Origin of the sequence: Alloalcanivorax sp. C16-1, from assembly GCF_046507805.1 — a bacterium.
Classification (GTDB): domain Bacteria; phylum Pseudomonadota; class Gammaproteobacteria; order Pseudomonadales; family Alcanivoracaceae; genus Alloalcanivorax.
This window is the reverse complement of record NZ_JBKFTK010000001.1, coordinates 1-23,592: the sequence shown is the minus strand read 5'-3', so window position 1 is coordinate 23,592 and position 23,592 is coordinate 1. Positions and strand designations below refer to the sequence as shown.

At 65.2% G+C, this 23,592-nt stretch carries 22 protein-coding genes; 16 read left to right on the top strand and 6 right to left on the bottom strand.

Features of this window, described 5'->3' with window-relative positions:
• Positions 1–60 precede the first annotated feature (60 nt).
• The gene (locus ACLD0W_RS00110; RefSeq protein ID WP_410305488.1) at positions 61–4,278 is read right to left on the bottom strand and encodes an InlB B-repeat-containing protein; all 4,218 of its coding nucleotides are present in this window, start codon (positions 4,276–4,278) and stop codon (positions 61–63) included.
• Between the two features lie 193 nt (positions 4,279–4,471).
• A complete protein-coding gene (locus ACLD0W_RS00105) occupies positions 4,472–5,038 on the bottom strand; it encodes an NUDIX hydrolase (RefSeq protein WP_410305487.1) in 567 nt (188 codons plus the stop codon).
• A gap of 172 nt (positions 5,039–5,210) precedes the next feature.
• Here ACLD0W_RS00105 and ACLD0W_RS00100 point away from each other — a divergent pair, with 172 nt between their 5' ends.
• From ACLD0W_RS00100 to rssA, 4 genes are read left to right on the top strand one after another with little or no spacing between them, the layout of a single operon-like run.
• Positions 5,211–5,792 (top strand): CoA pyrophosphatase, encoded by a 582-nt coding sequence (locus ACLD0W_RS00100; RefSeq protein ID WP_410305486.1) that lies wholly within the window; start codon positions 5,211–5,213, stop codon positions 5,790–5,792.
• A complete protein-coding gene (locus tag ACLD0W_RS00095; RefSeq protein WP_410305485.1) occupies positions 5,789–6,325 on the top strand; it encodes a gamma carbonic anhydrase family protein in 537 nt (178 codons plus the stop codon). Before ACLD0W_RS00100 ends, ACLD0W_RS00095 begins: the two co-directional genes overlap by 4 nt.
• A complete protein-coding gene (locus ACLD0W_RS00090) occupies positions 6,306–6,527 on the top strand; it encodes a DUF1289 domain-containing protein (RefSeq protein ID WP_410305484.1) in 222 nt (73 codons plus the stop codon). The genes ACLD0W_RS00095 and ACLD0W_RS00090 overlap by 20 nt, the downstream gene beginning before the upstream one ends.
• Positions 6,524–7,534: a patatin-like phospholipase RssA gene (gene rssA, locus ACLD0W_RS00085; RefSeq protein ID WP_410305483.1), complete on the top strand. Its 1,011-nt coding sequence runs from the start codon at positions 6,524–6,526 to the stop codon at positions 7,532–7,534. The genes ACLD0W_RS00090 and rssA overlap by 4 nt, the downstream gene beginning before the upstream one ends.
• Here rssA and ACLD0W_RS00080 read toward each other — a convergent pair.
• The 3 genes from ACLD0W_RS00080 to ACLD0W_RS00070 form a co-directional block, all read right to left on the bottom strand.
• On the bottom strand, positions 7,531–8,790 hold the full coding sequence (locus tag ACLD0W_RS00080; RefSeq protein ID WP_410305482.1) for an HlyC/CorC family transporter: 1,260 nt from the start codon (positions 8,788–8,790) through the stop codon (positions 7,531–7,533). The two genes, rssA and ACLD0W_RS00080, sit on opposite strands and share 4 nt — an antisense overlap.
• 75 nt (positions 8,791–8,865) lie before the next feature.
• Entirely contained in the window at positions 8,866–9,648 is a 783-nt protein-coding gene (locus tag ACLD0W_RS00075) for a response regulator transcription factor (protein ID WP_410305481.1), read from the bottom strand.
• Between the two features lie 49 nt (positions 9,649–9,697).
• Positions 9,698–10,498 carry an inner membrane protein YpjD gene (locus ACLD0W_RS00070; RefSeq protein ID WP_410305480.1) on the bottom strand — a complete coding sequence of 267 codons (801 nt, stop codon included), beginning with the start codon at positions 10,496–10,498 and terminating at the stop codon, positions 9,698–9,700.
• A gap of 165 nt (positions 10,499–10,663) precedes the next feature.
• Here ACLD0W_RS00070 and ffh point away from each other — a divergent pair, with 165 nt between their 5' ends.
• From ffh to rplS, 5 genes are all read left to right on the top strand, one after another.
• Positions 10,664–12,124 (top strand): signal recognition particle protein, encoded by a 1,461-nt coding sequence (ffh, locus tag ACLD0W_RS00065; RefSeq protein ID WP_410305479.1) that lies wholly within the window; start codon positions 10,664–10,666, stop codon positions 12,122–12,124.
• A gap of 146 nt (positions 12,125–12,270) precedes the next feature.
• A complete protein-coding gene (rpsP, locus tag ACLD0W_RS00060; protein ID WP_161383670.1) occupies positions 12,271–12,531 on the top strand; it encodes a 30S ribosomal protein S16 in 261 nt (86 codons plus the stop codon).
• A gap of 2 nt (positions 12,532–12,533) precedes the next feature.
• Positions 12,534–13,064, top strand: coding sequence for a ribosome maturation factor RimM (gene rimM / locus ACLD0W_RS00055; protein WP_410305478.1), 531 nt, complete (start codon positions 12,534–12,536; stop codon positions 13,062–13,064).
• Positions 13,065–13,066: 2 nt separating this feature from the next.
• Complete coding sequence (gene trmD / locus ACLD0W_RS00050) at positions 13,067–13,834, top strand: tRNA (guanosine(37)-N1)-methyltransferase TrmD (RefSeq protein ID WP_410305477.1); 768 nt, start codon at positions 13,067–13,069, stop codon at positions 13,832–13,834.
• Between the two features lie 32 nt (positions 13,835–13,866).
• A complete protein-coding gene (rplS, locus tag ACLD0W_RS00045) occupies positions 13,867–14,223 on the top strand; it encodes a 50S ribosomal protein L19 (protein WP_204427281.1) in 357 nt (118 codons plus the stop codon).
• Positions 14,224–14,396: 173 nt separating this feature from the next.
• Here rplS and ACLD0W_RS00040 read toward each other — a convergent pair whose 3' ends face one another.
• Entirely contained in the window at positions 14,397–14,648 is a 252-nt protein-coding gene (locus ACLD0W_RS00040; protein WP_138771088.1) for a GlsB/YeaQ/YmgE family stress response membrane protein, read from the bottom strand.
• A gap of 169 nt (positions 14,649–14,817) precedes the next feature.
• Between ACLD0W_RS00040 and xerD the strand changes: the two genes are divergently transcribed.
• The 7 genes from xerD (at position 14,818) to ACLD0W_RS00005 (ending at position 23,368) form a co-directional block, all read left to right on the top strand.
• Entirely contained in the window at positions 14,818–15,711 is an 894-nt protein-coding gene (gene xerD, locus ACLD0W_RS00035; RefSeq protein ID WP_410306791.1) for a site-specific tyrosine recombinase XerD, read from the top strand.
• 67 nt (positions 15,712–15,778) lie between these two features.
• Positions 15,779–16,516 (top strand): DsbC family protein, encoded by a 738-nt coding sequence (locus tag ACLD0W_RS00030; RefSeq protein WP_410305476.1) that lies wholly within the window; start codon positions 15,779–15,781, stop codon positions 16,514–16,516.
• A 130-nt stretch (positions 16,517–16,646) separates the two neighbouring features.
• Entirely contained in the window at positions 16,647–17,837 is a 1,191-nt protein-coding gene (gene alaC / locus ACLD0W_RS00025) for an alanine transaminase (protein WP_410305475.1), read from the top strand.
• A gap of 15 nt (positions 17,838–17,852) precedes the next feature.
• A complete protein-coding gene (locus ACLD0W_RS00020; protein ID WP_410305474.1) occupies positions 17,853–19,154 on the top strand; it encodes a homoserine dehydrogenase in 1,302 nt (433 codons plus the stop codon).
• A gap of 21 nt (positions 19,155–19,175) precedes the next feature.
• The gene (gene thrC / locus ACLD0W_RS00015; protein WP_410305473.1) at positions 19,176–20,270 is read left to right on the top strand and encodes a threonine synthase; all 1,095 of its coding nucleotides are present in this window, start codon (positions 19,176–19,178) and stop codon (positions 20,268–20,270) included.
• Between the two features lie 270 nt (positions 20,271–20,540).
• Positions 20,541–21,689, top strand: a complete 1,149-nt coding sequence (locus ACLD0W_RS00010; RefSeq protein WP_410305472.1) for a hypothetical protein — start codon at positions 20,541–20,543, stop codon at positions 21,687–21,689.
• Between the two features lie 110 nt (positions 21,690–21,799).
• Entirely contained in the window at positions 21,800–23,368 is a 1,569-nt protein-coding gene (locus tag ACLD0W_RS00005; protein WP_410305471.1) for a BCCT family transporter, read from the top strand.
• Positions 23,369–23,592: the final 224 nt, after the last annotated feature.

Below are 23,592 nucleotides of genomic sequence, written 5' to 3'. Positions count from 1 at the left end.
TAAAGCCGCTCCTGCGGAGCTTCCGTAGGAGCGGCTTTAGCCGCGATCAAACCTTCCGTTTCACGCGGCGCCCACCCGCCGGCGCCGTAGCGCCAGCAGGCCCAGCAGACCCACCATCAGTCCACCGGCGGCGCCACCGCCGCCCCACAGATCCTCGGGGCGGCCTTTGTCGTCGGCGCGCTTCACCGCCAGCGTACCCGGATCCCGGATCACGCCGTCGGCGAGACCGTCCGCGTCGTTGGGGCCGCCGTCCTGGATCAGCAGCCGCACGCAGGCGTCGCCCTCGGTGAGGCCCGGCGTCCAGCTGTCCGCCGATACCACCGGGCACAGGCCCAGGCCGTTCTTCGGCGCGCTGTGCAGCTGGTTGAATTCATCCTCCAGGAACAGATGCCAGCCGCCGTTCAGGTACTTGCGCCATACCGCGCCGGCCGGGATCACGGCCTCGCCCACCAGCGGAATCGCCACCGGCACCGTTTCGCCGGGCTGGTTGAGCGCCTGGATCTCGAAGTCGACCGCCACGCCCTGGTGCAGGTAGGCGCTGTCTCCGGGCAGGGAGGCATCGCTGACGCCCAGGCCGAACTCGCCGCTGGCCCAGGACTGATTGCTGCTGGTGGCGCCCAGGGCCAGGCGGAACGGGCCGGCGGTTTCCAGATAGGGGTTGTCCTCGCCGTCGCACAGTGACACCCGGCTGCCCGGGCACAACGCCAGGCGGTGCGCCTCATCGGCGAACGGGTTGGCGGACGGGGGCACGCGCTGCGCCAGGGCATAGCAGCCTTCCGTCGGGCAGGTTTCCACCACCTGCAGGGTGGCCAGCGCCACGCCCTGGGTATCGGCGGTGGTGGCGGTCACCTTGACCTCGTAGCTGCCGGGTTCCAGCGTTTCCAGATTGAAGGCGGCCTGGTTGCCATTGCTGTCCAGCGGCAGGCCCTCCGCCTGCCAGTCGTACTGCTCGACCTGCGCGTTGCCGGCATCCAGGCTCAGGATAACGGTGCCTCTGTCGAGACCCACCACCCGGGTGTCGGTGAGCAGCCCCTGGGTCACTGTGAGCTGCAACGACAGCGGCAGCGGGTCGCTTTGCAGGGTCAGCGCCTGCTGGACCGGGTTGCCGGCCAGGGCGCCGTCCAGATCGCTGAGTTCCAGAGCGGCGGTGTCGCCGGCGCCGGTGGGCACGGCCAGTTCCAGGCGCCGCGCATCGTTCTCGAACAGGCTCACCGCCTGGCTCTCGAAGCCCATGCCGCTGCCGCTCAGGGTGGCGGTGACCGGGTATTCGATGGGCTCATCACTCAGCCACAGGGTCAGACCGCTGACGTCGTCGCGCAGGGCGCGGCGGTGGCTGCTGGCGAACGCCAGGTAGGGCAGCACATCGATGGTCACCTCGGTGATTTCACCGGAGACCGCGTCGCTGAACAGCAGGGTATAACGACCGGTCCGTTCGGCGACGAAGGTGTAGCTGCCGTCCTCGTTGAGGGTCAGCAGGGTATCCGCGTCGTCGCCGAACAGGGGCTCGTCAACGCCGGCGCGCATGCGGTAGACGGACGAGAGAGCTTTGTCGCCCGCACCGCCTTGCAAACGGAAGCTGACGCCTTCGGCACTGGCCAGCGGGGCCTCGCTGTCCTTCTCCGCTTCGGTGGACGGATAGATGGCGATGGTCAGGGTGCAGTCGGCGGTCAGTGGTTGAGTGGTCACCGTGTTGCCGTTTCGCACCGCGCCGCAATCGCCGCCCACCACCACATAGTCGGACGGGTTGGTCAGGCTCAGCTCGAAGCTGGCGGCTTCATTGATATACCGGGTCTGGCTGGCGGGCGTGATCTGGCCCTGCCCCTGGACTGTGGCGGTGGCGGTGTATTCCGGCAGCGCCTGCCATTGAGCGGTGACGCTGAGGTCGTTGGCGGGCATGGTTTCCGGCAGGGCTGGCTGCCAGCCGAGGAAGGTGTAACCGGCACGGGTCGGCGTGGGCGCGGCAATGGTGTCCCCGAAATCCACCGCCAGATCATTCAGGGCCTCGCCGCCGTTGGTATCGAAGCTGACCGTGTACGAGTTGGTCTGCCACTGAGCGTACAGCGTGGCGGCCAATTGCCCCACGGTCAGGGTGTCGGTATAGCCGATGCCGGTGCCGTCGACTTGCGTGTTCCAGCCGGTGAAGGTGTGGCCTTCGCGGGTGGGCGCGGCGGGCAGACCGACGGTGGTGTCGGCGAAGTAGAAAACGGTGTCGCTCTGACCGGTTTGCGTGTCGAAGGTGATGCCTATGTTGGGGCTCAAGATTGCCAGGTTTTGGGTCGGCTGGTTACCCACCGCGTTGAACGCGCCACCCACATAGAGCTGGTCGCCGCCGACGCCCAGGGCGTTGACCGCCTCGGTAATGCCTGGCTCCGGCCGTTGCCAGTCGTCGCCGTCGTACACGTACAAACCGGTGTCGCCGGCGGCGAACAACAGATCCTTGAACTCGACGGCGGAGGAAATGGCGGGGGTGGTTGCATCCGGCAGCGGTTCTTCCCAGTCCGTGCCATTAAAGACATAGGCGTGGCTGGCGGTGGCGTTGGCGTCTGGAGCGAACACCATCAGCTGGTCCTGGTAGAGCGCCAGGGCGGTGAAGCGGTCAACTTCCGGAATGCCGGGAAAGGAACCATAGCTGCCGGTGCCAGGGTACGCGACCAGATTCATGTCGCTGCCATAGAACTGAATATCCCCGGCAAGAAACAGGACGTCCTGATGCACTTCCAGGTCAAGCAACTCACCGGACAGCCCGGTGAGATTGAGACCCGCCCAGGTGCTTCCGGTCCAAGCGGCGAGCAGGGTGGTGGGAGCGCCGCCGGCCTCGGTGAAGTCGCCGCCCACGTAGAGCTGGTCGCGCCACACTTGGAAAGTACGCACGGTATCGTTGACGCCGCTACCCAGGGGCTGCCATTGCTGGCCGTCCCAGCGGGCGACACCGGCGGCGGGATTGCCATCCGCTTCGCTGAAATCGCCGCCGGCGTAGAGTTCATTGTTGAAGGTTGCCAGCGCCCGCACCGTGCCGTTGAATCCTCCGCCCAGGGCCTGCCACGTGCTGCCATCCCAACGCGCGATCCGGTTGACCGATACCCCGGCAATATGAGTGAAAGCCCCGGCGACGATCAGATCGTTGTCCTGGCGATGGATCGCATGGACCGGGCCGTCCAGGAACGCGGACTCGAAGCCTCGCCACTCGGCACCATTGTTCAGGCGCACCAGATTGACGGTGCCGTTCTTATCGAGCAGGCCCCCCACCACGATTTCGTTGTTGAACTTGATGATGCGATAGAGACGAAGCACCGACCCGGCGTAGAGGCCGAGGCCGTCGCCCACGGTGCTCCATTGGCTGCCGTCCCAGGCGGCGACGCCCAGGGAACTGACGCCGCCGGCGACTTCGAAGGAACCGCCGACGTAGAGTTTGTCGTTGTCCGCGTACAGCGAGTAACCGGCATCGGACAGGCCGCCGCCGACCGCGGACCAGGTGCTGCCATCCCAGACCGCCATGTAATTGGCCGCAGTGCCCCCGGCGGCGGTAAACGAGCCGGTGGCATAGAGCTTGCCCTGGAACACCACGGCATCGTTCACCGTGGTGTTCGTGCCGTCGCCGAAACCGGACCATTCGCTGCCGTTCCAGCGCACGATGTAGTTGTAGTTCTGGCCGTTGACCATATAAAAAGAGCCCGCCACGACCAGATCGCCGTTGTATTCCGACAGCGAGTTAACGGTGCCGTGGTCCGGGCCACCCATGCCGTGCCACTGGCTGCCGTCCCAGCGGGCGATGCGGTTGGCGGTCTGGCCCCCGGCATGGGTGAAAATACCACCCACGATCAGCTCGCCGTTGTAGACGGTCAGGTCCACCACGCTGGAATTGAGCCCGTCGCCCAATGGCGCCCATTGCGCGCCGTCCCAACTGGCGATGCGGGAGGCGCTGACGCCACTGGCGTCGGTGAAGGAGCCGCCGACGATCAGTTTGCCGTCGTACACGGTCATGGCGTAGACCGCGTTGTTGACCCCGTCGCCCAGCTTCTCCCACTGGTAGCCGTTCCAGCGGGCCACGTAGTAGACCTGCTGGCCGCCGACCTGGGCGAAGGTACCGCCGATGTACAGCTCGCCCTGATACTCGGCCATGGCCCGCACCTGGTTATTGGGCGAGCCGGTATCCAGGGCGGCGAAGGCTTCCCAGTTGGCGGCACTGAAGGTCTGGGCGGTGGCGGCCTGGGCGATCAGGCAGGCAGCGGCCACCAGCAACGCGGACAGGCCGCGTCGGGCAAAGGACAGGACGGTCACGAAGAATTTCCCCCGGAATTGGCGTTCCCACGCCACTGGCTATTGGATCGAGAACCTGGCGGCTCCCGGTTGTTAAGTCGTTATCGACGTTATTGGGGACAGATTAAGCGGCTTTTGTGACGAAGTGTATCTGCCATTTATTGCGAATGTTAACAGATACGACTTTGTTCGTAGGTCCTGGGTGCGCCGGAGGCTATAGGGCGTCGTCCAGGGAGGGCTTGCGCCGCAGCGGCTGGATATCCTGGGTGCGCACCGGGAAGTCGCCGGCGCCGGCCCGGTCCTGGAAATAGAACTTCAGGGTACGACCGATGGTGGGGAAGGCCAGCTCGTCCCAGGGAATCTGGTCTTCCGTGAACAGGGCGGCGTCGGCGCTTTCTTCACCGACGCCGTAGTCGCCGTTGACCATCTCGCTGAGGAAGAACATGTAGACCTGATTGATGTGCGGCAGATTGAACACCGTGTACAGGTCGCCGATGGCCACGGTGGCGCAGGCCTCTTCCCAGGTTTCCCGGGCGGCCCCTTCCTGCAGGGTTTCGCCGTTCTCCATATAGCCGGCGGGCAGGGTCCAGTAGCCGATGCGCGGCTCGATGGCCCGCTTGCAAAGCAGAATGCGGCCCTCCCACACGGGGATGGCGCCGACCACGATCTTGGGGTTCTGGTAATGGATGGTGCCGCACTGGTCGCACCAGTAGCGCGGACGATTGTCGCCTTCGGGAACGGAAAACAGGATCTCATTGCCACAATGGCTGCAGTATTTCATCGAAAGGCTCGGCGGCTCCGGGTCGGCGAACGGCCAGACTACTGGCTTGCCGGGGCGTCGGCAATCGTCCATGACGTGAACGGGGCGGGCCGGTTCGGCTTGCCCGATGGCTGGCCTCTGTTCAAACTGTTGTTTGAAAAGCAGCGTGTGAATCGATCTCGGGAGCGTGGAAGTGTTGGATCTGTTGCGGCAGCGCATGGCGGCCTACCCCTATAACGACCTGCCGGTGACATTGCCGGAGGCGGCCGTGCTGATGCCGTTCGTGGATCAGCCGGAGCCGGAACTGATCCTGACGGTGCGCGCCCAGGGCCTGTCCACCCATGCCGGCCAGGTGGCGTTTCCCGGCGGCAAGCGCGATCCGGAGGACCTGGACCTGAAGGCCACCGCCCTGCGCGAAAGCATGGAAGAGGTGGGTCTGCCCGACGACCAGGTGGAGGTGGTCGGCAATCTTTCGCCGGTGCCGTCGCGCTTCGGCATCAAGGTGACCCCGTTCGTGGGCCTGGTGCGTCCCGGGGTGTCGCTGGTCCCCGAGCCCGGCGAGATCGAGACCATCTTCCAGGTACCGCTGAGCTTCTTCCTGGACCAGCCGCCCAGGCTGTCGGCGCCGGTGGAGTTCTACGGCCGCCGCCTGCGCATGCCCAGCTATCATTACGAGGACAAGCACATCTGGGGTCTGACCGCGTTCATGATCCTGGACCTGATCAACCATGTGTACGACGCCGATGTGCGTTTCGACCTGACAGGTGAACAATGATCTATAAATTGGGAGATCGCCGCGTGGAACTGCGCGGCGAGGGGCAGTGGATCGCGCCCGATGCCACCGTGATCGGCTCGGTGGTGCTGGGCGAGAACGTGAGCGTCTGGTTCGGCGTGGTGATCCGGGGCGACAACGACCTGATCGAAATCGGCGACAACTCCAATATTCAGGAAAATTCCGTGCTGCATGTGGACCCGGGCGTGCCGATGAAGATCGGCAAGGGCGTCACCGTGGGCCACAAGGTGATGCTGCACGGCTGCACCATCGGCGACAACAGCCTGATCGGCATCAACGCGGTGGTGCTCAACAAGGCGCGGATCGGCAACAACTGCATCATCGGCGCCCACGCCCTGGTGCCGGAGGGCATGGAGATTCCCGATAACTCCCTGGTGATGGGGGCGCCGGCCAAGGTGGTGAAGGAGATTTCCGAAGGCCACAAAGCCATGCTCACCATGAGCAGCCAGCATTACGCCGCCCATGCCCGTCACTTCGAGGAGCATCTGGAGATCGATGAGCGCTTCCAGGACTGAGCCCCGGGTGGTGTCGCCGTGCGTGTCGATTTGCGCCCTGGACGGCGACGATGTCTGCGTGGGCTGCTTCCGTACCGGCCGGGAAATCAGCTACTGGGGCCGGTTGCCCACCGATTGGCAGCGGGAGGTGCTGGCGCGCAGCCAGCGACGTCAGGCCGGTGAGAATGCGCCCTGCGTGATGGAGGAGGTGACTCTTCCATGAAAGCCCCTCTGAGCCTGCCCGGACTGAAGAAAAGCGACGGCAAGGACGACAAGAGCGGGCCACCGCCGGTGCCGCCCCGGCCCCGGGTGGGGCTGGCCCTGGGCAGCGGCTCGGCGCGGGGCTGGGCGCACATCGGCATTATCCAGGGCCTGGAGGAAATGGGCGTGGACATCGATGTGGTGGCCGGTACTTCCATCGGCGCCCTGGTGGGCGGCGCCTATGTCAGCGGCGCGCTCGGCGACTTCGGCGACTGGGTCAAGACCCTGACCACCCGCGACGTGTTCAGCCTGATGGATTTCACCTTTTCCGGCGGGGTGGTCAAGGGCGAAAAGCTGTTCGGCTTCTTCGAGCAGATGCACAGCAACCCGGACATCGAGGACCTGGATAAGCGCTTCGTCACCGTGGCCACCGATATGAAAAGCGGCCGTGAGGTGTGGATCAGCAAGGGCCCGGTGCTGGACGCCGCCCGTGCCTCCTGCGCGCTGCCGGGGCTGTTCTCCCCGTTCCAGCATCAGACCCGCTGGATGCTCGACGGCGGCCTGGTGAACCCGGTGCCGGTGTCCGCCGCCCGCGCCTTCGGCGCCGACGTGGTGATCGCCGTCAACCTGAACGCCCAGTTGGTGGGCGCCCATCTGAGTCGCCAGCGGCCCCCGGACGACGAACACCAGAGCGAGGAAGACCGCAGCCTGTGGCAGAAGATGACCGGCTATTTCGCCGCCGGGGAAGGGCAGAGCCCGGGGTTCTTCGATGTGGTGGCGTCCAGCGTCAACATCATGCAGGACCGCATCACCCGGTCACGGATGGCCGGCGATCCACCGGAGATTACCCTGATCCCGCTGCTGGAGGACTTCGCCCTGATGGATTTCCACCGCGCCGGCGAGGCCATCGACGAGGGCCGGCGCCTGGTGGATCGCCACGAGGGCGACATCCGCGCCTGGATCGGGTCGCCCCACGCGGTGGTGGATGCCTCCGCCGACCGGGATGACCCGGATGAAGAGGGCGGCTAGCTCGACGCCAGCCTGACCCGGGCGGTTTTCACCATATTGTCCTTCACCTGCACGATCTCGATCAGGTAGTCGCCGATACGAATCGAGATATTGGCGTCCGGAATGTCTTCCAGATGCTCCAGGATCAGACCGTTGAGTGTGCGTGGGCCGCCGGTGGGCAGGTCCCATTCCAGGGAGCGGTTGATGTCGCGCAGGTGGGTGGCGCCGTCGATCACGAAGCTGCCGTCCTCCTGGGGGTGAATATCCTGGCTGCTGGCGGCCAGGTCGGTAGTGAACTCGCCGACGATCTCCTCGAGAATGTCCTCCAGGGTCACCAGACCCAGCACGTCCCCGTACTCATCCACCACGATGCCGATGCGCCGCTTGGCGTTCTGGAAATTGATCAGCTGGCGGTTCAGGGAGGTGCCCTCGGGCACGAAGTAGGGCTCCACCGTGTACTGCATCAGCTCGGCCTTGTTGATGTCTTCCTTGAGCAGCAGACGGCTGAGCTTGCGCAGGTGCAGGGTGCCGAGCATGTTGTTCGGGTCGCCCCGGTACACCGGCAGGCGGGTGTGCTGGCTGGCGCGCAGGGTGCCCATGATCTCGTCCATATCCTCATCGATGTCCACGCCCACCATTTCATTGCGCGGAATCATGATGTCTTCCACGGTGACGCTTTCCAGGTCGAGGATATTGAGCAGCATCTTCTGGTGCTTTTCCGGAATCAGGCCGCCGGCCTCGTTGACCACGGTGCGCAGCTCCTCCGGGCTGAGATGATCGTCCTCGCCCTGGCCGGTGGCGCTGCCGGCCAGCCGCAGGAACACCATGCTGACGCCGTTGACCAGCCACACCAGCGGCGCCAGCAGCCACTGCAGCGGTTTCAGCACGAAGCTGGCCGGGAAGGCCACCCGCTCCGGCTTCATGGCGGCGTAGGTTTTCGGGGTGATCTCGGCGAACACCAGCATCACCAGGGTGATCACCACCGGCGCCACCGCCGCCCCGGAGTCGCCCAGCCAGCGGATCGCCAGAATCGCCGCCACCGTGGCGGCGAAGTTGTTGACGAAATTGTTGCCGATCAGGATCACCGACAGCAGTCGGTCGGTGCGGCGCAGCAGCTCCTCCACCCGCCGGGCGGCGCGGTGCCCCTGCCGGGCCAGGTGGCGCAGCCGGTAGCGGTTGATCGCCACCATGCCGGTTTCACTGCTGGAGAAGAACGCGGACGCGAGAATCAGGATGACCAGGGCGGTGAGTAGCCACCCGTCGGAGAAGCTGTCCAAGAGGGAGTCGTTTGGTTGCTTATTGGAGGGCCATTGTTTGGGGGGCGGGCGGGGCTGTCAAGCGGCGGGCCCGGGTCAGTCGTGGCCCAGCCAGAGGGCGGTCAGCTCCGCGCGGCTGCGTACATTGAACTTGCGAAACAGGGTTTTCACGTATTGATGGGTGGTGTGGGGGCTTTGCGCCATGGCGTCGGCGATGCTCTTTTCCGGGCTGCCGGTGAGCAGGTGGTTGAGGATGCGGCGCTCGGTGGGGGTGAGCGGCGCCTCGGCCACCAGCTGGCCGTAGCTGAGGTGCACCTGGCGATTGAACCAGCCCATGCTGCGCAGGGCGTAGCGGACGATGTCCAGATCAGCAGGGGTGAACGGCGGCTCGCCGCTCAGGCGGTCGAACACGAAGTAACTCTCCACGTCCTCGTTCACCGGCATCACCACGAACAGCCGGTCGGTGATGCCGCGGGCCAGATAATGGTGGAGGTAGTGATCGCCGGAATAAAACGCCTCGGACACATGGTCCCGTAGCAGCACGGCACGGAAACGGCCGGCGTTGCGCACATGGTTGGTGGTGGATTCGTCGGGGCTGCCTTTGTCGAGCCGCTTCACGGTCTCGATATAGACGCCCTGATCCGGCGGCAGCTCGCCGTGAAAGCAAATCGAACGGGCACGCCAGCCCAGCAGCGGGTCATTGGGGACGTCCACGGCCAGGCGCAGGCTGGCCAGCCAGTAGCCGTGGCGGGAGTCGATCAGGGTGCCGATACGCTCGAACAGCAGGCGCAGGTTGCACTCCGGGTTCGACGCCGGCAGCTCGGCCATTTCGTCCCACAGTTGGTGAATGCGGGTGAGGGTCGCTTGATCCAGGGTCATGGAAGGAGCCTGCCCGTTGCGCGCCCGGCAGGCAAGGCGCGGGCGCCGCTCAGGTGCGGTGCAGGATCACTTCCAGCACCAGCTGGGAGCCGAAGAAGGCCACCAGCAGCACCAGGAAGCCGCTCAGGGTGAAGCGGATCGCGGTGCGCCCGCGCCAGCCCTTGAGATGGCGCCCGCCCAGCAGCACCGCGAAGATCACCCAGGACACCAGCGTCAGCACGGTCTTGTGCACCAGGTGCTGGGCGAACAAATCGTCCACATAGAGGAAGCCGAACAGAATCGCCACGGTGAGCAGCGCCTCGCCCAGCCAGATGGTGTCGAACAGCATCGACTCCATCACCTGGATCGGCGGGAACACCCGCATCACGCCACGGATGTGGCCATCCTTGAGCTGGCGGTGCTGGATCAGCAGCAGGATCGCCTGGCAGGCGGAAATCACCAGCACCGAATAGGCCAGAATCGACAGCAGCACATGCAGCCCGATGCCGTGTTCCATGGGGCGCACATAGCCGGTGTGAATCCACAGGCTGGCGGGCACGATCAGCGCCGAAAACGGAAACACCAGGGCGCCGATCCACTGGAACGGCCGGTACAGGCTGGACACCACCACCATGCCGGTGACCGCCGCCGCCATGCAGGACGCCACCGGCAGCAGGCCCAGCATCAGCCCCCGGTCGGTGACCAGCAGGAAATACAGCGACACCGCATGGGCCGCCACCGCCACCGTGGCGGGCGCCAGCAGCAGCAGGCGCGAGGGGGCCGACTGGCTGCGAAATTGCCGGTAAACCAGCAGCGCGGCCAGGGCGTAAAAGAAAGTGGCGATCAGGCCAAAGGCCTCGGCAGGACTCATAGGTCGCGTTTTCTCCGCAAAAGCCGCCGAAGTCTGGCATAGGTCAGGGACCATTTGAAGCGCCCGCCATGACGGGCGGGGGGCGGGTGCCCTATAATCGGCCCCCTGTCGCGCCGCGCCGAGCAATCCGGCCCCGCGCGCCCGCAATTCTGGAGGTCGATGATCATGTTCGAGAATCTCACGGACCGTCTCGGTCAGTCGCTGAAGAGCCTGGCCGGTCAGGGGCAACTCACCGAGGACAACATCCGCGATACCCTGCGCGAGGTGCGCAAGGCGCTGCTGGAGGCCGACGTGGCCCTGCCGGTGGTCAAGGAGTTCGTCGAGCAGGTCAAGGAGAAGGCGCTGGGCCAGGAGGTGCTGAAGAGCCTCAATCCCGGTCAGGCCTTCGTCAAGATCGTCAACGACGAACTGATCCACACCATGGGCGACGAGAACGACGCCCTCAACCTGTCCGTGAAACCGCCGGCGATCATCCTGATGGCCGGTCTGCAGGGTGCCGGTAAGACCACTTCCGTGGCCAAGCTCGCCCGCTTCCTGCAGGAACGGGAGAAGAAGAAGGTGATGGTGGTGTCCGCCGACGTCTACCGGCCGGCGGCCATCGACCAGCTGGAGACCCTGGCCGGCGAGGTCAAGGCCGAGTTCTTCCCGTCGCGCAGCGACCAGGACCCGGTGGAGATCGCCAACGGCGCCCTGCAGGCGGCGCGCAACAAATACATGGACGTGCTGATCGTCGACACCGCCGGCCGGCTGCACGTCGATGAGGACATGATGGCCGAGATCAAGCGTCTCAACAGCGCCATCAGCCCCACCGAAACCCTGTTCGTGGTCGATGCCATGACCGGCCAGGACGCCGCCAACACGGCGCGCGCCTTCAACGAGGCGCTGCCGCTCACCGGGGTGATCCTGACCAAGGCCGACGGTGACTCCCGGGGCGGCGCGGCGCTGTCCGTGCGCCACCTCACCGGCAAGCCGATCAAGTTCATCGGCATGGGCGAGAAGACCGACGCCCTGGAGCCGTTCTACCCGGATCGGATCGCCAGCCGCATTCTCGGCATGGGCGACGTGCTGTCCCTGGTGGAGCAGGCCGAGCGCACCATCGACAAGAAGAAAGCGGACAAAATCGCCAAGAAGTTCAAGAAAGGCAAGGCGATGGACTTCGAGGACCTCAAGGACCAGTTCCAGCAGATGCGGAACATGGGCGGTCTGACCAGTCTGCTCGACAAGCTGCCCGGCATGGGCGGCATGATGCAGGCGGCCCAGGACCCGGCGGCCCTCAAGCAGATGAAGCACATGGAAGCGCTGATCGACTCCATGACGCCCAAGGAACGCCGCAACCCGGACCTGATCAAGGGCTCCCGCAAGAAGCGCATCTGCAGCGGCGCCGGCCTGGAGGTGCAGGACCTCAATCGCCTGATGAAGCAGCAGAAGATGATGGCGAAGATGATGAAGAAGATGCGCACCAAGGGCGGCATGAAGAACATGATGCGCGGCATGGAAGGCATGATGGGCGGCGGTGGCGCCGGTGGCATGGGCGGTGGCGGCATGGGTGGCGGTGGCATGCCGCCGGGCGGCGGCCTGCCCCCCATGGGCGGCGGCGGTGGCCTGCCGCCCACCGGTGGCCGCTAACCCTTTATCTCCCGGGCGGATGCCCGTATAATCCGCCCCCTTCGCGACCCGTCCGGCCCTGATGCCGGCGGGGTTTCAAGCGGATACGATGGCCCGGCGACAGCGCGCGGGCCGGGAAACCGGATTGAAAACAAGGTATTGCAATTATGGTAGTTCTTCGTCTTGCCCGTGGTGGCTCCAAAAAACGCCCCTTCTACCGCATCGTCGCCGCCAACAGCCGTGACGCCCGCGACGGCCGTTTCATCGATAACCTGGGTTTCTTCAACCCCATCGCCCGTGGCGGTGAGATCCGGCTGAAGCTGGACGTGGACGCGGTGGACGCCTGGGTTGCCAAGGGTGCCCAGCCTTCCGAGCGCGTCAAGGCGCTGGTCAAGGAAGCCCGCCGGGAAGCCCAGCAGAGCGCCTGATCATGCTGACACCCGACGAGGTGTTGGTGGTGGGCCGCATTGTGTCGGTCCACGGCGTGAAAGGGTGGGTAAAGGTCTATTCCGATACCGATCCGATGGAAAACATCTTCGATTACCAGCCCTGGCATCTGCTCGAGGGCGGCGTCTGGAAACCGGTGAAACTCACCGGCAAGCGCCGCCAGGGTAAAGGTCTGGTGGCCGGTTTCGAGGGTTACGAGGACCGCGACCGCGCCGCCCGCGAACTGGTGGGCCGCGACATCGCGGTGCCCCGTTCGCAGCTGCCGGTGTCCGGCGACGGCGAGTATTACTGGCGGGACCTGATCGGCCTGCGCGTGAAACTCGACGACGGCCGCGACCTGGGCCGGGTGCACGGTCTGATGGAAACCGGCGCCAACGACGTGCTGGTGGTGCGCGGCGACGCGGACAGCCTGGACCGTCAGGAGCGCCTGCTGCCCTGGACCCCCGGTCAGGTGGTGATCGCCGTGGACCTGGAGGCCGGCGAGCTGCGGGTGGACTGGGACCCGGATTTTTGACCATGCACATCACGCTGGTCAGCCTGTTTCCGGAGATGGCCCGCGCCGTCACCGATTTCGGCGTCACCCGGCGGGCGGTGGAAAACGGCCTGCTGACGCTGGACACGGTGAATCCCCGGGACTTCACCGAGGACCGGCACCGCACCGTGGACGACCGGCCCTTCGGCGGCGGCCCCGGCATGGTGATGAAGGTGGCGCCGCTGGAGAAGGCACTGGCGGCGGCCCGGCAGGGCAATCCCGGCGCCCGGGTGGTCTATCTGTCGCCCCAGGGGCGGCCGCTGACCCAGGCCCGGGCGGCGCAACTGGCCGCCACGCCGGGGCTGATTCTGCTCGCCGGACGCTATGAAGGCGTGGACGAGCGGCTGATCGAGACCGAGGTGGACGAGCTGGTGTCGATCGGCGATTACGTGCTCAGCGGCGGCGAGTTGCCGGCGCTGGTGTTGATCGACGCGGTCACGCGTCTGTTGCCCGGAGTGCTCGGGCATCAGGACTCGGCGGCCCAGGATTCGTTCTCCGGGGAACTGGAGGACCTGCTGGACTGCCCGCATTACACGCGGCCCGAGACCTATCGGGATCGCAGCGTGCCTGAGGTGTTGCTCAGCGGCGATCACGAGCGGATCCGCCGCTGGCGGCTGAAGCAGGCACTGGGGCGCACCTGGCGGTGCCGTCCCGAATTGCTCGAGGCCCGCAAGGCGCGGGGCTTGAGCCAGGAAGAGAGCGAGTTGCTCGACGAATACATCCGCGAACATCCGGCGGACGGCGACGAGTAGCGATACAGCGACAATGAACCGAGGAGCGCGCCATGAGCGGCAAGAAACCCCTGATTCAGGAAATCGAACAGGCACAACTGAAAGCCGATGTGCCTGAGTTCGGCGCCGGTGACACCGTCACCGTGCAAGTGAAAGTAAAGGAAGGCAACCGTGAGCGTCTGCAGGCGTTCCAGGGCGTGGTCATCGCCCGCCGCAACCGCGGCCTGAACTCCGCCTTCACGGTCCGTAAAGTATCCCACGGCGTGGGCGTTGAGCGGGTGTTCCAGCTGCACAGCCCGATCATCGACTCCATCGAAGTGAACCGTCGCGGTGACGTGCGTCGCGCCAAGCTGTACTACCTGCGCGAGCGCTCCGGTAAATCCGCGCGGATCAAGGAAAAAATCCGCTAGGATCCGGTCGCGCGACGACCGCGTCCGCGAGCCATGTCGCTTCAGCCTTTGCTGTAGGGCAATTCGGAAGCGACCTCTGGTCCGGCACGGTCACGCCAACGCGCGGACCAAAAAGAAGGGCCGCCCCTCACGGGGGCGGCCCTTCTTTTTTTGCGGTCGGCGCCGCGCGGGGATCAGCGCGCCACCGCCCGGAACACCGCCAGTACCACCAGCGCGCCGACGATGGCGGTGAACAGGCTGCCCAGGCTGAATGAACTCACCGGACCACCGATGCCCGCCATGGCGCCCAGCCAGCCGCCGACAATGGCACCGATAATGCCCAGCAAGGTGGTCACGATAAAGCCCCCGCCGTCGCGGCCGGGAATGATCCACTTGGCGATGATGCCGGCCAGCAGGCCCAGAATAATCCACGACAAAATACCCATGGGTTGTCTCCTCGCTCGGTAAATGGCTCCCGCTCCAGTATGCCAACGGCCCCCGCCGTACCCCGGTAACAAATGGTAAAACCTCGCCCCCGTTGAGTTTTCGCCGACCTTCGCCAATACTCCCGCCATGCCCCCCTCCACCGCCAACCCGTCGCCCAATCCGCCGCCGCTGCCGGACACCGAACAGGCTCTGATCGACGCCTGGCTGGACGGCCAGTGGCTGGAGCGGGGCCTCAGCCGCCACACCCTGGAAAGCTACGGTCGCGACCTGCGCCAGTTCGGCCAGTGGCTGGTGGCCCGTGGCACCGGGCTGGCCCGTTGCCAGCGCCTGGACGTGCTCGAATACCTGGCCGAGCGGGTCGGTATCAGCGCCCGCTCCCTGGCCCGGCAGCTGTCGGCCATGAAGAGCTTCTTCCGCTGGATGAAGCGCGAGAATCGCATCGCCGAGGACCCGACCCTGAACGTGGCGCGCCCCCGGCTGGGGCGCCCGCTGCCGAAAACCCTGTCGGAAGAGGAAGTGGAGGCGCTGCTCGCCGCCCCGGACCTGGACGACCCCCTGGGCCTGCGCGACCGGGCCATGCTGGAGGTGCTCTATGCCGCCGGCCTGCGGGTGTCGGAACTGGTGGGGCTCACCCTCAGCCAGGTGAACACCCGCCAGGGCCTCGTGCGGGTGGTCGGCAAGGGCGACAAGGAACGACTGGTGCCGCTGGGGGAAGAGGCCCTGCATTGGCTGGAGCGCTACCTGCGCGACGGCCGCCCGGCGCTGCTCGGCGACGACCGGGAGGTACTGTTTCCCAGCCGCCGGGGCACGCGCATGACGCGCCAGACGTTCTGGCACCGGATCAAGCAGCTGGCGGTGCGCGCGGGAGTGCAAAAGCCTCTTTCGCCCCATACACTGAGACACGCCTTCGCCACGCACCTGCTCAACCATGGTGCCGATCTGCGGGTGGTGCAGCTGTTGCTGGGGCACAGCGATCTGTCCACCACCCAGATCTATACCCATGTGGCCCAGCACCGCCTGCGGGAGGTCTACGAAGCCCATCATCCCCGCTCGGGAACCTGACCCCCGGCGGCGAAGTCGTACATCATGGGCCGCCCCGACAGGCGGACAACACGGAAGGAGAACGATAATGAAAGCACTGACCGCTACCGCCCTCGGCCTGTTACTGGCCGTCGCGGCGATTGCCCGTGCCGACGGGGGGATCGACGAAAAAGCATTTCGCGCCGAATTCAAGCAGGCGTTTCCGCGCGCCACCATCACCGCCATCGACTCGTCCCCGGCGGACGGTCTGGTGGAAGTGGAGATCAACGGCCGCGACATCGTCTACGCGTCCACCGACGGTAAGCTGATCTTCACCGGCGACGTGATCCAGATGCGCGACGCCGGCCCGGTGAATCTGAAGGAAGAGCGCTACGAGAAGGTGCGCCGCGACGGCCTGGCCGGGCTCGACAAGTCGCGCATGATCACCTATCCCGCCAAAGGGAAGGAGAAGACCGAGATCTTCGCCTTCACCGACATCACCTGCGGCTACTGCCGCAAGCTGCACCGCCATATCGAGGAATACACCGAGCAGGGCATCACCGTGCACTATCTGGCGTTCCCCCGTGGCGGGCTGTCTTCCCAGGCCGCCGAGGACATGCGCCATATCTGGTGCGACGCCAAACCGACCCAGGCGCTCACCGCCGCCAAAATGGACGACAAGATCTCCAAGGCGGACCTGGGCGACTGCGCCGACTCGGTCAATCTGGACTACCAGATGGGCCTGGAGTTCGGCGTGCGCGGCACCCCGGCGATCTACACCGCCGAGGGCCAGCAGCTGGGCGGCTACGTGACCCCGGAGCAGCTCCAGGAGCGCCTCGACCTGTAACCGGTCGGGCGGCCCGCAGGCCCCGCCACACGGCGCTTTGCGCCGTCCCTGGCGGGGCCTTTTACATTGACGGCGAGGGGCTGCGCCGTTAATGTGTCCGGCTTCCGATTCCCCCCGCCAAGGTGATGCCGTGGAAGCTGATTTTCAGCGCATCAAGCGCCTGCCCCCCTATGTTTTCAACATCGTCGGCGAGTTGAAAATGGCGGCCCGTGCGCGCGGGGAGGACATCATCGATTTCGGCATGGGCAATCCGGACCAGCCGACCCCCAAGCACATCGTCGACAAGCTCACCGAAGCGGCCCAGCGCGGCGACACCCACCGGTACTCCCAGTCCAAGGGCATCCCGCGGCTGCGCCGGGCGATCACCGACTGGTACCGGCGCCGCTATCAGGTGGAGCTGGACCCGGCCTCCGAGGCGATCGTCACCATCGGCTCCAAGGAGGGCCTGGCCCATCTGGCCCTGGCCACCATGGGCCCCGGCGACACCGTGCTGGTGCCCAATCCCAGCTACCCGATCCACCCCTATGGCTTTGTCATCGCCAACGCGGACATCCGCCATGTGCCGCTGGTGGAGGGCGTGGATTTCTTCGAGGAGCTGGTGCGCGCCATCAAGGAATCCTGGCCCAAGCCGAAACTGCTGGTGCTGAATTTCCCCGGCAACCCCACCGCCCAGTGCGTGGAGTTGGATTTCTTCGAGAAGGTGGTGGCCATCGCCCGGGAATACGGTATCTGGGTGGTGCACGACATCGCCTACGCGGACATCGTGTTCGACGGCTATCAGGCGCCGTCGATCCTGCAGGTGGATGGGGCCCGGGACGTGGCGGTGGAGTTTTTCTCCCTGTCCAAGAGCTACAATATGCCCGGCTGGCGGGTCGGTTTCTGCTGCGGCAACAAGGATCTGATTCAGGCCCTGGCGCGCATCAAATCCTACCTGGACTACGGCACTTTCACGCCGATCCAGGTGGCCGCCATCGCCGCCCTGGAAGGCGACCAGACCTGCGTCGGAGAGATCCGCGATCTCTACCAGCGGCGCCGGGACGTGCTCTGCGACGGCCTCAACGAGCTGGGCTGGACGGTGGAAAAGCCCCGCGCCACCATGTTCGTATGGGCGCCGCTGCCGGCCCCCTACCGGGCCATGGGCTCCCTGGAATTTTCCAAGAAACTGCTGCGGGAGGCCGGCGTGGCCGTCTCCCCCGGCATCGGCTTCGGCGAATACGGCGACGACCATGTGCGCTTCGCCCTGATTGAAAACGAACAACGCACCCGGCAGGCCCTGCGCGGCATCAAGAAGATGTTCCGCGCCGACGGCCTGCTGGACTGACTGAGAGGACAGCGTGTGAACCCGGTAAAGGTCGGTATCGCGGGCCTGGGCACCGTGGGCTCAGGGACCGTCAACGTACTGCAACGTAACGCCCTGGAAATCGCCCGGCGGGTGGGCCGCCCCATCGAGATCGCCCATATTGGCGCGCGCCGGGACAACCCGGACTGCGACATCACCGGGGTGCGCGTTTCCCGGGATATCTTCGCGGTGGCCACCGACCCCGAGGTGGACATCCTGGTGGAACTGATCGGTGGCACCGACACCGCCCGGGAACTGGTGCTCACGGCGATTCGCGCCGGCAAGCACATCGTCACCGCCAACAAGGCGCTGATCGCCGAGCACGGCAACGAGATCTTCCACGCCGCCCATGAAAACGGCGTGGACGTGGCGTTCGAAGCGGCGGTGGCCGGCGGCATCCCGATTCTCAAATCCCTGGGCGAGGGTCTGGCCGCCAACCACATCAACTGGGTGGCGGGCATCATCAACGGCACCGGCAACTACATCCTCACCGAGATGGAGCAGGGCGGTCGCGCCTTCGTGGACGTGCTCAAGGAAGCCCAGGAACTGGGCTACGCCGAGGCCGACCCGACCTTTGACGTGGAAGGCGTGGACGCCGCCCACAAGCTGACCATCATCGCCTCCATCGCCTTCGGCATTCCGCTGCAGTTTTCCAAGGTCTACATGGAAGGCATCGGCCGCATCACCATCGAGGACGTGAAGAGCGCCGCCCAGTTCGGCTACCGCATCAAGCACCTGGGCATCGCCCGGGACACCGGCAACGGCATCGAACTGCGCGTGCACCCGACCCTGATCCCCATCGAGACCATGCTGTCGGCGGTCAACGGGGTAATGAACGCGATCATGATCGACGGCGACGCCGTGGGTCCGACCATGTTCTACGGCGCCGGTGCCGGCGCCGAACCCACCGCCTCGGCGGTGGTGGCGGACATCATCGAAATGGGCCGCGCCCTGACCGTGGACCACGAAGAGCGAGTGCCGTACCTGGGCTTCCACGCCGACCAGATGTCCGACGAGCGCATTCTCACCATCGATGATGTGTCCTGCGGCTTCTATCTGCGTCTGCATGTGCAGGACAAGCCCGGCGTGCTGGCGGACGTCACCCGCATCCTCAGCGACAACCGCATCAGCATCGAAGCGATGGTGCAGAAGGAAACCGAGGAAGGGCTGGTGCCCATCGTGATGATGACCCACAAGGTGCTGGAGGGCGACATGAACACCGCCCTGGCGAAGATCGCCGCCCTGGACACCGTGGACAAGGATATAATGCGCATCCGCGTGGAAACGCTGGACGCCTGAGACGCTTAGAGAGACCAAGCCATGCCATTCCGTGAACGTTACACCGGCCTGATCAACCGCTACCGCGACCACCTGCCGGTCAACGACGACACCCCCGTGATCAGCCTGGGCGAGGGCAATACGCCTCTGATCCGCCTCAAGAACATCCCGCGCCTGCTCGGCAAGGACGTGGACATCTACGTCAAATACGAAGGTCTCAACCCCACCGGCTCGTTCAAGGACCGTGGCATGACCATGGCCGTGACCAAGGCGGTGGAAGAGGGCAGCAACGCCATCATCTGTGCCTCCACCGGCAACACCTCGGCGGCGGCGGCGGCCTACGCGGCGCGCGCCGGCATCACCGCCTTCGTGATCATCCCGGAAGGCAAGATCGCCATGGGCAAGCTGGCCCAGGCGATGATGTACGGCGCCGTGATCATGCAGATCCGCGGCAACTTCGACCAGGGCATGCAGCTGGTCAAGGAAGTGGCCTCCCAGGCGCCGGTGACCGTGGTCAACTCGGTGAACCCCTATCGTTTGCAGGGTCAGAAAACCGCTTCCTTCGAGATCGTCGAGGAGCTGGGCCGGGCACCGGACTACCACTGCCTGCCGGTGGGCAACGCCGGTAACATCACCGCTCACTGGATGGGCTACAGCGAGTATCGCAAGAGCGGCGTGGTCAACGCCGCGCCGGTGATGGTGGGCTACCAGGCCAACGGCGCCGCGCCGTTCCTGCGCGGCGCGCCGGTGGAAGACCCGGAAACCGTGGCCACCGCCATCCGTATCGGTAACCCGCAATCCTGGGACAAGGCCTGGAACGTGCGGAAGGAATCCGGCGGCTGGTTCGACGAACTGACCGACCAGGAGATCCTGGCCGCGCAGAAACTGCTGGCGGAAAAAGAAGGCGTGTTCTGCGAACCGGCCTCGGCCGCGTCCATCGGTGGCGCCATGCGCGACATCAAGGCCGGCAAGATCGCCGAAGGCTCCACCGTGGTGTGCACCCTCACCGGCAACGGCCTCAAGGACCCGGACACCGCCATCGACCAGTGCCGGGACGACCTGAACAAAGGCTCGCGCATGGTCACCATCGACGCGAACCTGGACGCGGTGCGCGGCGCCATCGTCAATAATATGTGAAGCCCCCGACGCCTCCGACGGCGACCCAAAAAAACGCGGCGAATCGCCGCGTTTTTTTGGGCTTCTTGTTGCACTATTTTTGGCAGAAGTGCGCCGGATTATTATGCATTGCGCGCAAAGTTCCTGCATTTTGCAATTTTTTTATAACACGCCAAGACCCTGCATTAGCAGGGTTTTTTCCATTATGAAGGGTGTGAACAAGCGCCCGCTCGTTTGACATCGGCACGCTGATCCTTAGGCTTTCCCCTACCTGATGCTGGGGAGAAAATAATGAAGACTTTTATCAAGACGCCCGCGATGGGCTTGCTCGCGGCGTCGGCCGCCGCCGTGTCCATGACCGTGGCGACGCCGGCCCGGGCCGGCGCGGAACTGAGCGCCGGCGTCTGGTGGGTTTACCAGAACGTCACCAAATCCGACTTCAACTCACCGGCCTTCAGCGAAGATCTGGACAACGAAACCGGTGGTAACTTCGCCGACCCCGCCCTGATCATCTACGCCGACGACGACGGCAGCTACGGCCCCTGGCACTTCAGCGCCGAAACCCGTTTCGGCACCGGTTCCTTCACCGATCCCGCCAGCAACAACAGCGGCGACAACCTGACCGTCCACAAAGCCTGGATCGGTTACGACGTCACCGACAACAGCAGCCTGAAAATCGGTAAGAGCCAGGTGCCCTTCGGCTGGAAGACCGCCAACTTCTGGCCCGGCGACGGCCTGCAGGGCGGCTACGGGGACCAGATGGACGTGGGCCTTAAATACAGCGGCGACGCCGGCGCCTTCCACTACGACGTGGCCTATTACCATCAGGATGATTGGGGTGAGGACTCCACCGATACGGTGGACGACAACGGTCACTGGGGCTCCAGCGACAGCTACCGGAAAATCAAAACCGGCGTGGTGAATCTGGACTGGAATTTCCTGGAGCATCACACCGTGGGCGTGTCCGCTCAATACGGTCGCATGCAGGATCTGGTGCCGGTGGCGGCGGGCAATCCGTCCGCCAGCAACGATGACGGCAGCCATCAGGCTTACGACCTGCACTATGTGTTCGAGAAGGACAACTGGACCGCCAAGTACCGCTTTATCAGCGTGGAACGCGACTTCGGTGGCATGGACGCGCTGCTGGCTTCCGCCAGCGCACCGGTGGACGACAAGATCGAGAACCAGCGTCACGTGGTGGAACTGGGCTACAACCACGACGACTGGTTCTATTACATCGATGCCGGCATCGCCAGCACCGACACCACCGGTAACGACGCCGACGACGTGGAATTCTTCGCGCCGGGCGTGCGTTATCAGTACGGTCCCGGCTGGATCTACGTCGAGTATCTGCAGTCCGACGGCGACATCAACGCCTACGGCGACGTCTACGAATCCGACTTCAACGCCTTTTACGTCGCCTTCGACTTCTACTTCTGATCCGTCGTTCGCCGACCCTCCGCAAGCCGGCCCCCGCGCCGGCTCCCGTCCCCGTGTGGAATCGTCGCTCGCCGCCACGGTTCCGCGCATGACACAACAGGAGTCATGCCATGAGCGTGGAATACGAAACCGACTATGAAGTAGGACAGGATAATGTGCAGGTCCTGGGCATGGACATGCACAATCCGGTGTTCTTCATCAGCGCGGCGCTTATCCTGGCTTTCGTGATCGGTACGCTGATCTTTCCGGAAGCCGCCAACACCGCCCTGGGCGGTGCCAAAACCTGGACCATCGAACACTTTGACTGGTTGTTCATGGTCGGCGCGAACGTGTTCGTGCTGTTCTGTCTGTTTCTGATCGTGATGCCGGTGGGCAAGATCCGCCTGGGCGGCAACGGCGCCAAACCGGAATTCTCGACCCTCTCCTGGTTCGCCATGCTGTTCGCGGCGGGCATGGGCATCGGCCTGATGTTCTGGAGCGTGGCGGAGCCGGTGGGCTACTACACCGACTGGTTCGGCACGCCGCTGAACGTGGCGCCGAACACGCCGGAGGCCAAGGACGCGGCGCTCGGCGCGGTGATGTACCACTGGGGTCTGCATCCCTGGGCGATCTACGGCGTGGTGGCGCTGTCGCTGGCGTTCTTCGCCTATAACAAGGGCATGCCGCTGACCATCCGCTCCGCGTTTTACCCGATCCTGGGCGAGCGCTGCTGGGGCTGGGCCGGCCACATCATCGACGTGCTGGCGGTGCTGGCCACCATCTTCGGCCTGGCCACCTCCCTGGGTCTGGGCGCCAAGCAGGCCGCCGGCGGCCTGCACTTTCTGTTCGATACGCCCAACGCGCTCAATGTGCAGGTGGGCATCATCGTCGGTGTCACCGCGGTGGCGACCATCTCGGTGATCCGCGGCCTGGACGGCGGCGTCAAGCTGCTCAGCAACATCAACATGGCGATAGCGGCGCTGCTGCTGCTGTTCGTGATGATCGCCGGGCCGACCCTGCTGATCTTCACCTCCATGGGTCAGACGGCGGTGGACTACGCCGCCAACCTGATTCCGCTGAGCAGCTGGTTCGGTCGTGAAGACCAGGACTTCCTGCACAACTGGACCGTGTTCTACTGGGCCTGGTGGATTTCCTGGTCCCCGTTCGTGGGCATGTTCGTGGCGCGGGTGTCCTACGGTCGCACCGTGCGCGAGTTCCTGACCGCCGTGCTGATCGTCCCCACCGTGGTGACCATCATCTGGATGGCGACCTTCGGCGGCTCCGGTCTCGATCAGGTGATCAACGGCGTCGGCAAACTGTCCAATGGCATCGGCGAGTCTTCCCTGGCCCTGTTCCAGATGCTGGAGCAGCTGCCGCTGGCGGGCATCACCTCGTTCCTGGCGATTCTGCTGGTGCTGGTGTTCTTCATCACCTCGTCGGACTCCGGCTCCCTGGTGATCGATTCCATCACCGCCGGCGGCAAGCTCGACGCGCCGGTACCCCAGCGGGTGTTCTGGGCGGTGATGGAAGGTCTGATCGCCGGCGCGCTGCTGTACGGTGGCGGTGAGCAGGCGCTCAACGCGCTGCAGGCCGGCGCGGTGACCACCGGCCTGCCGTTCACGGTGGTGCTGCTGGTGATGTGCCTGAGCCTGTACCGGGGCCTGAGCGCGGAACGGGCGGCCATGAAAACCGCCGGCTGACGCCGGCGCTTCCAGCCGCAACAAAGAAGGGCGCGTAATCACGCGCCCTTTTTTTTAGGTTCATCGCGCTTTGGCGGGAAATCGATGCGGGAGATCTCTATCCGGGACGCGGAGCTGTGTGGGGGCCTTCCGGGAACGCCGCGAGTACCCGCAAGCGGGCCCGGCCACCCATCACAGATGGGCGGCGTTCGGCGGCGCGCGAAGCAGTGCTTCGCAACACGCTT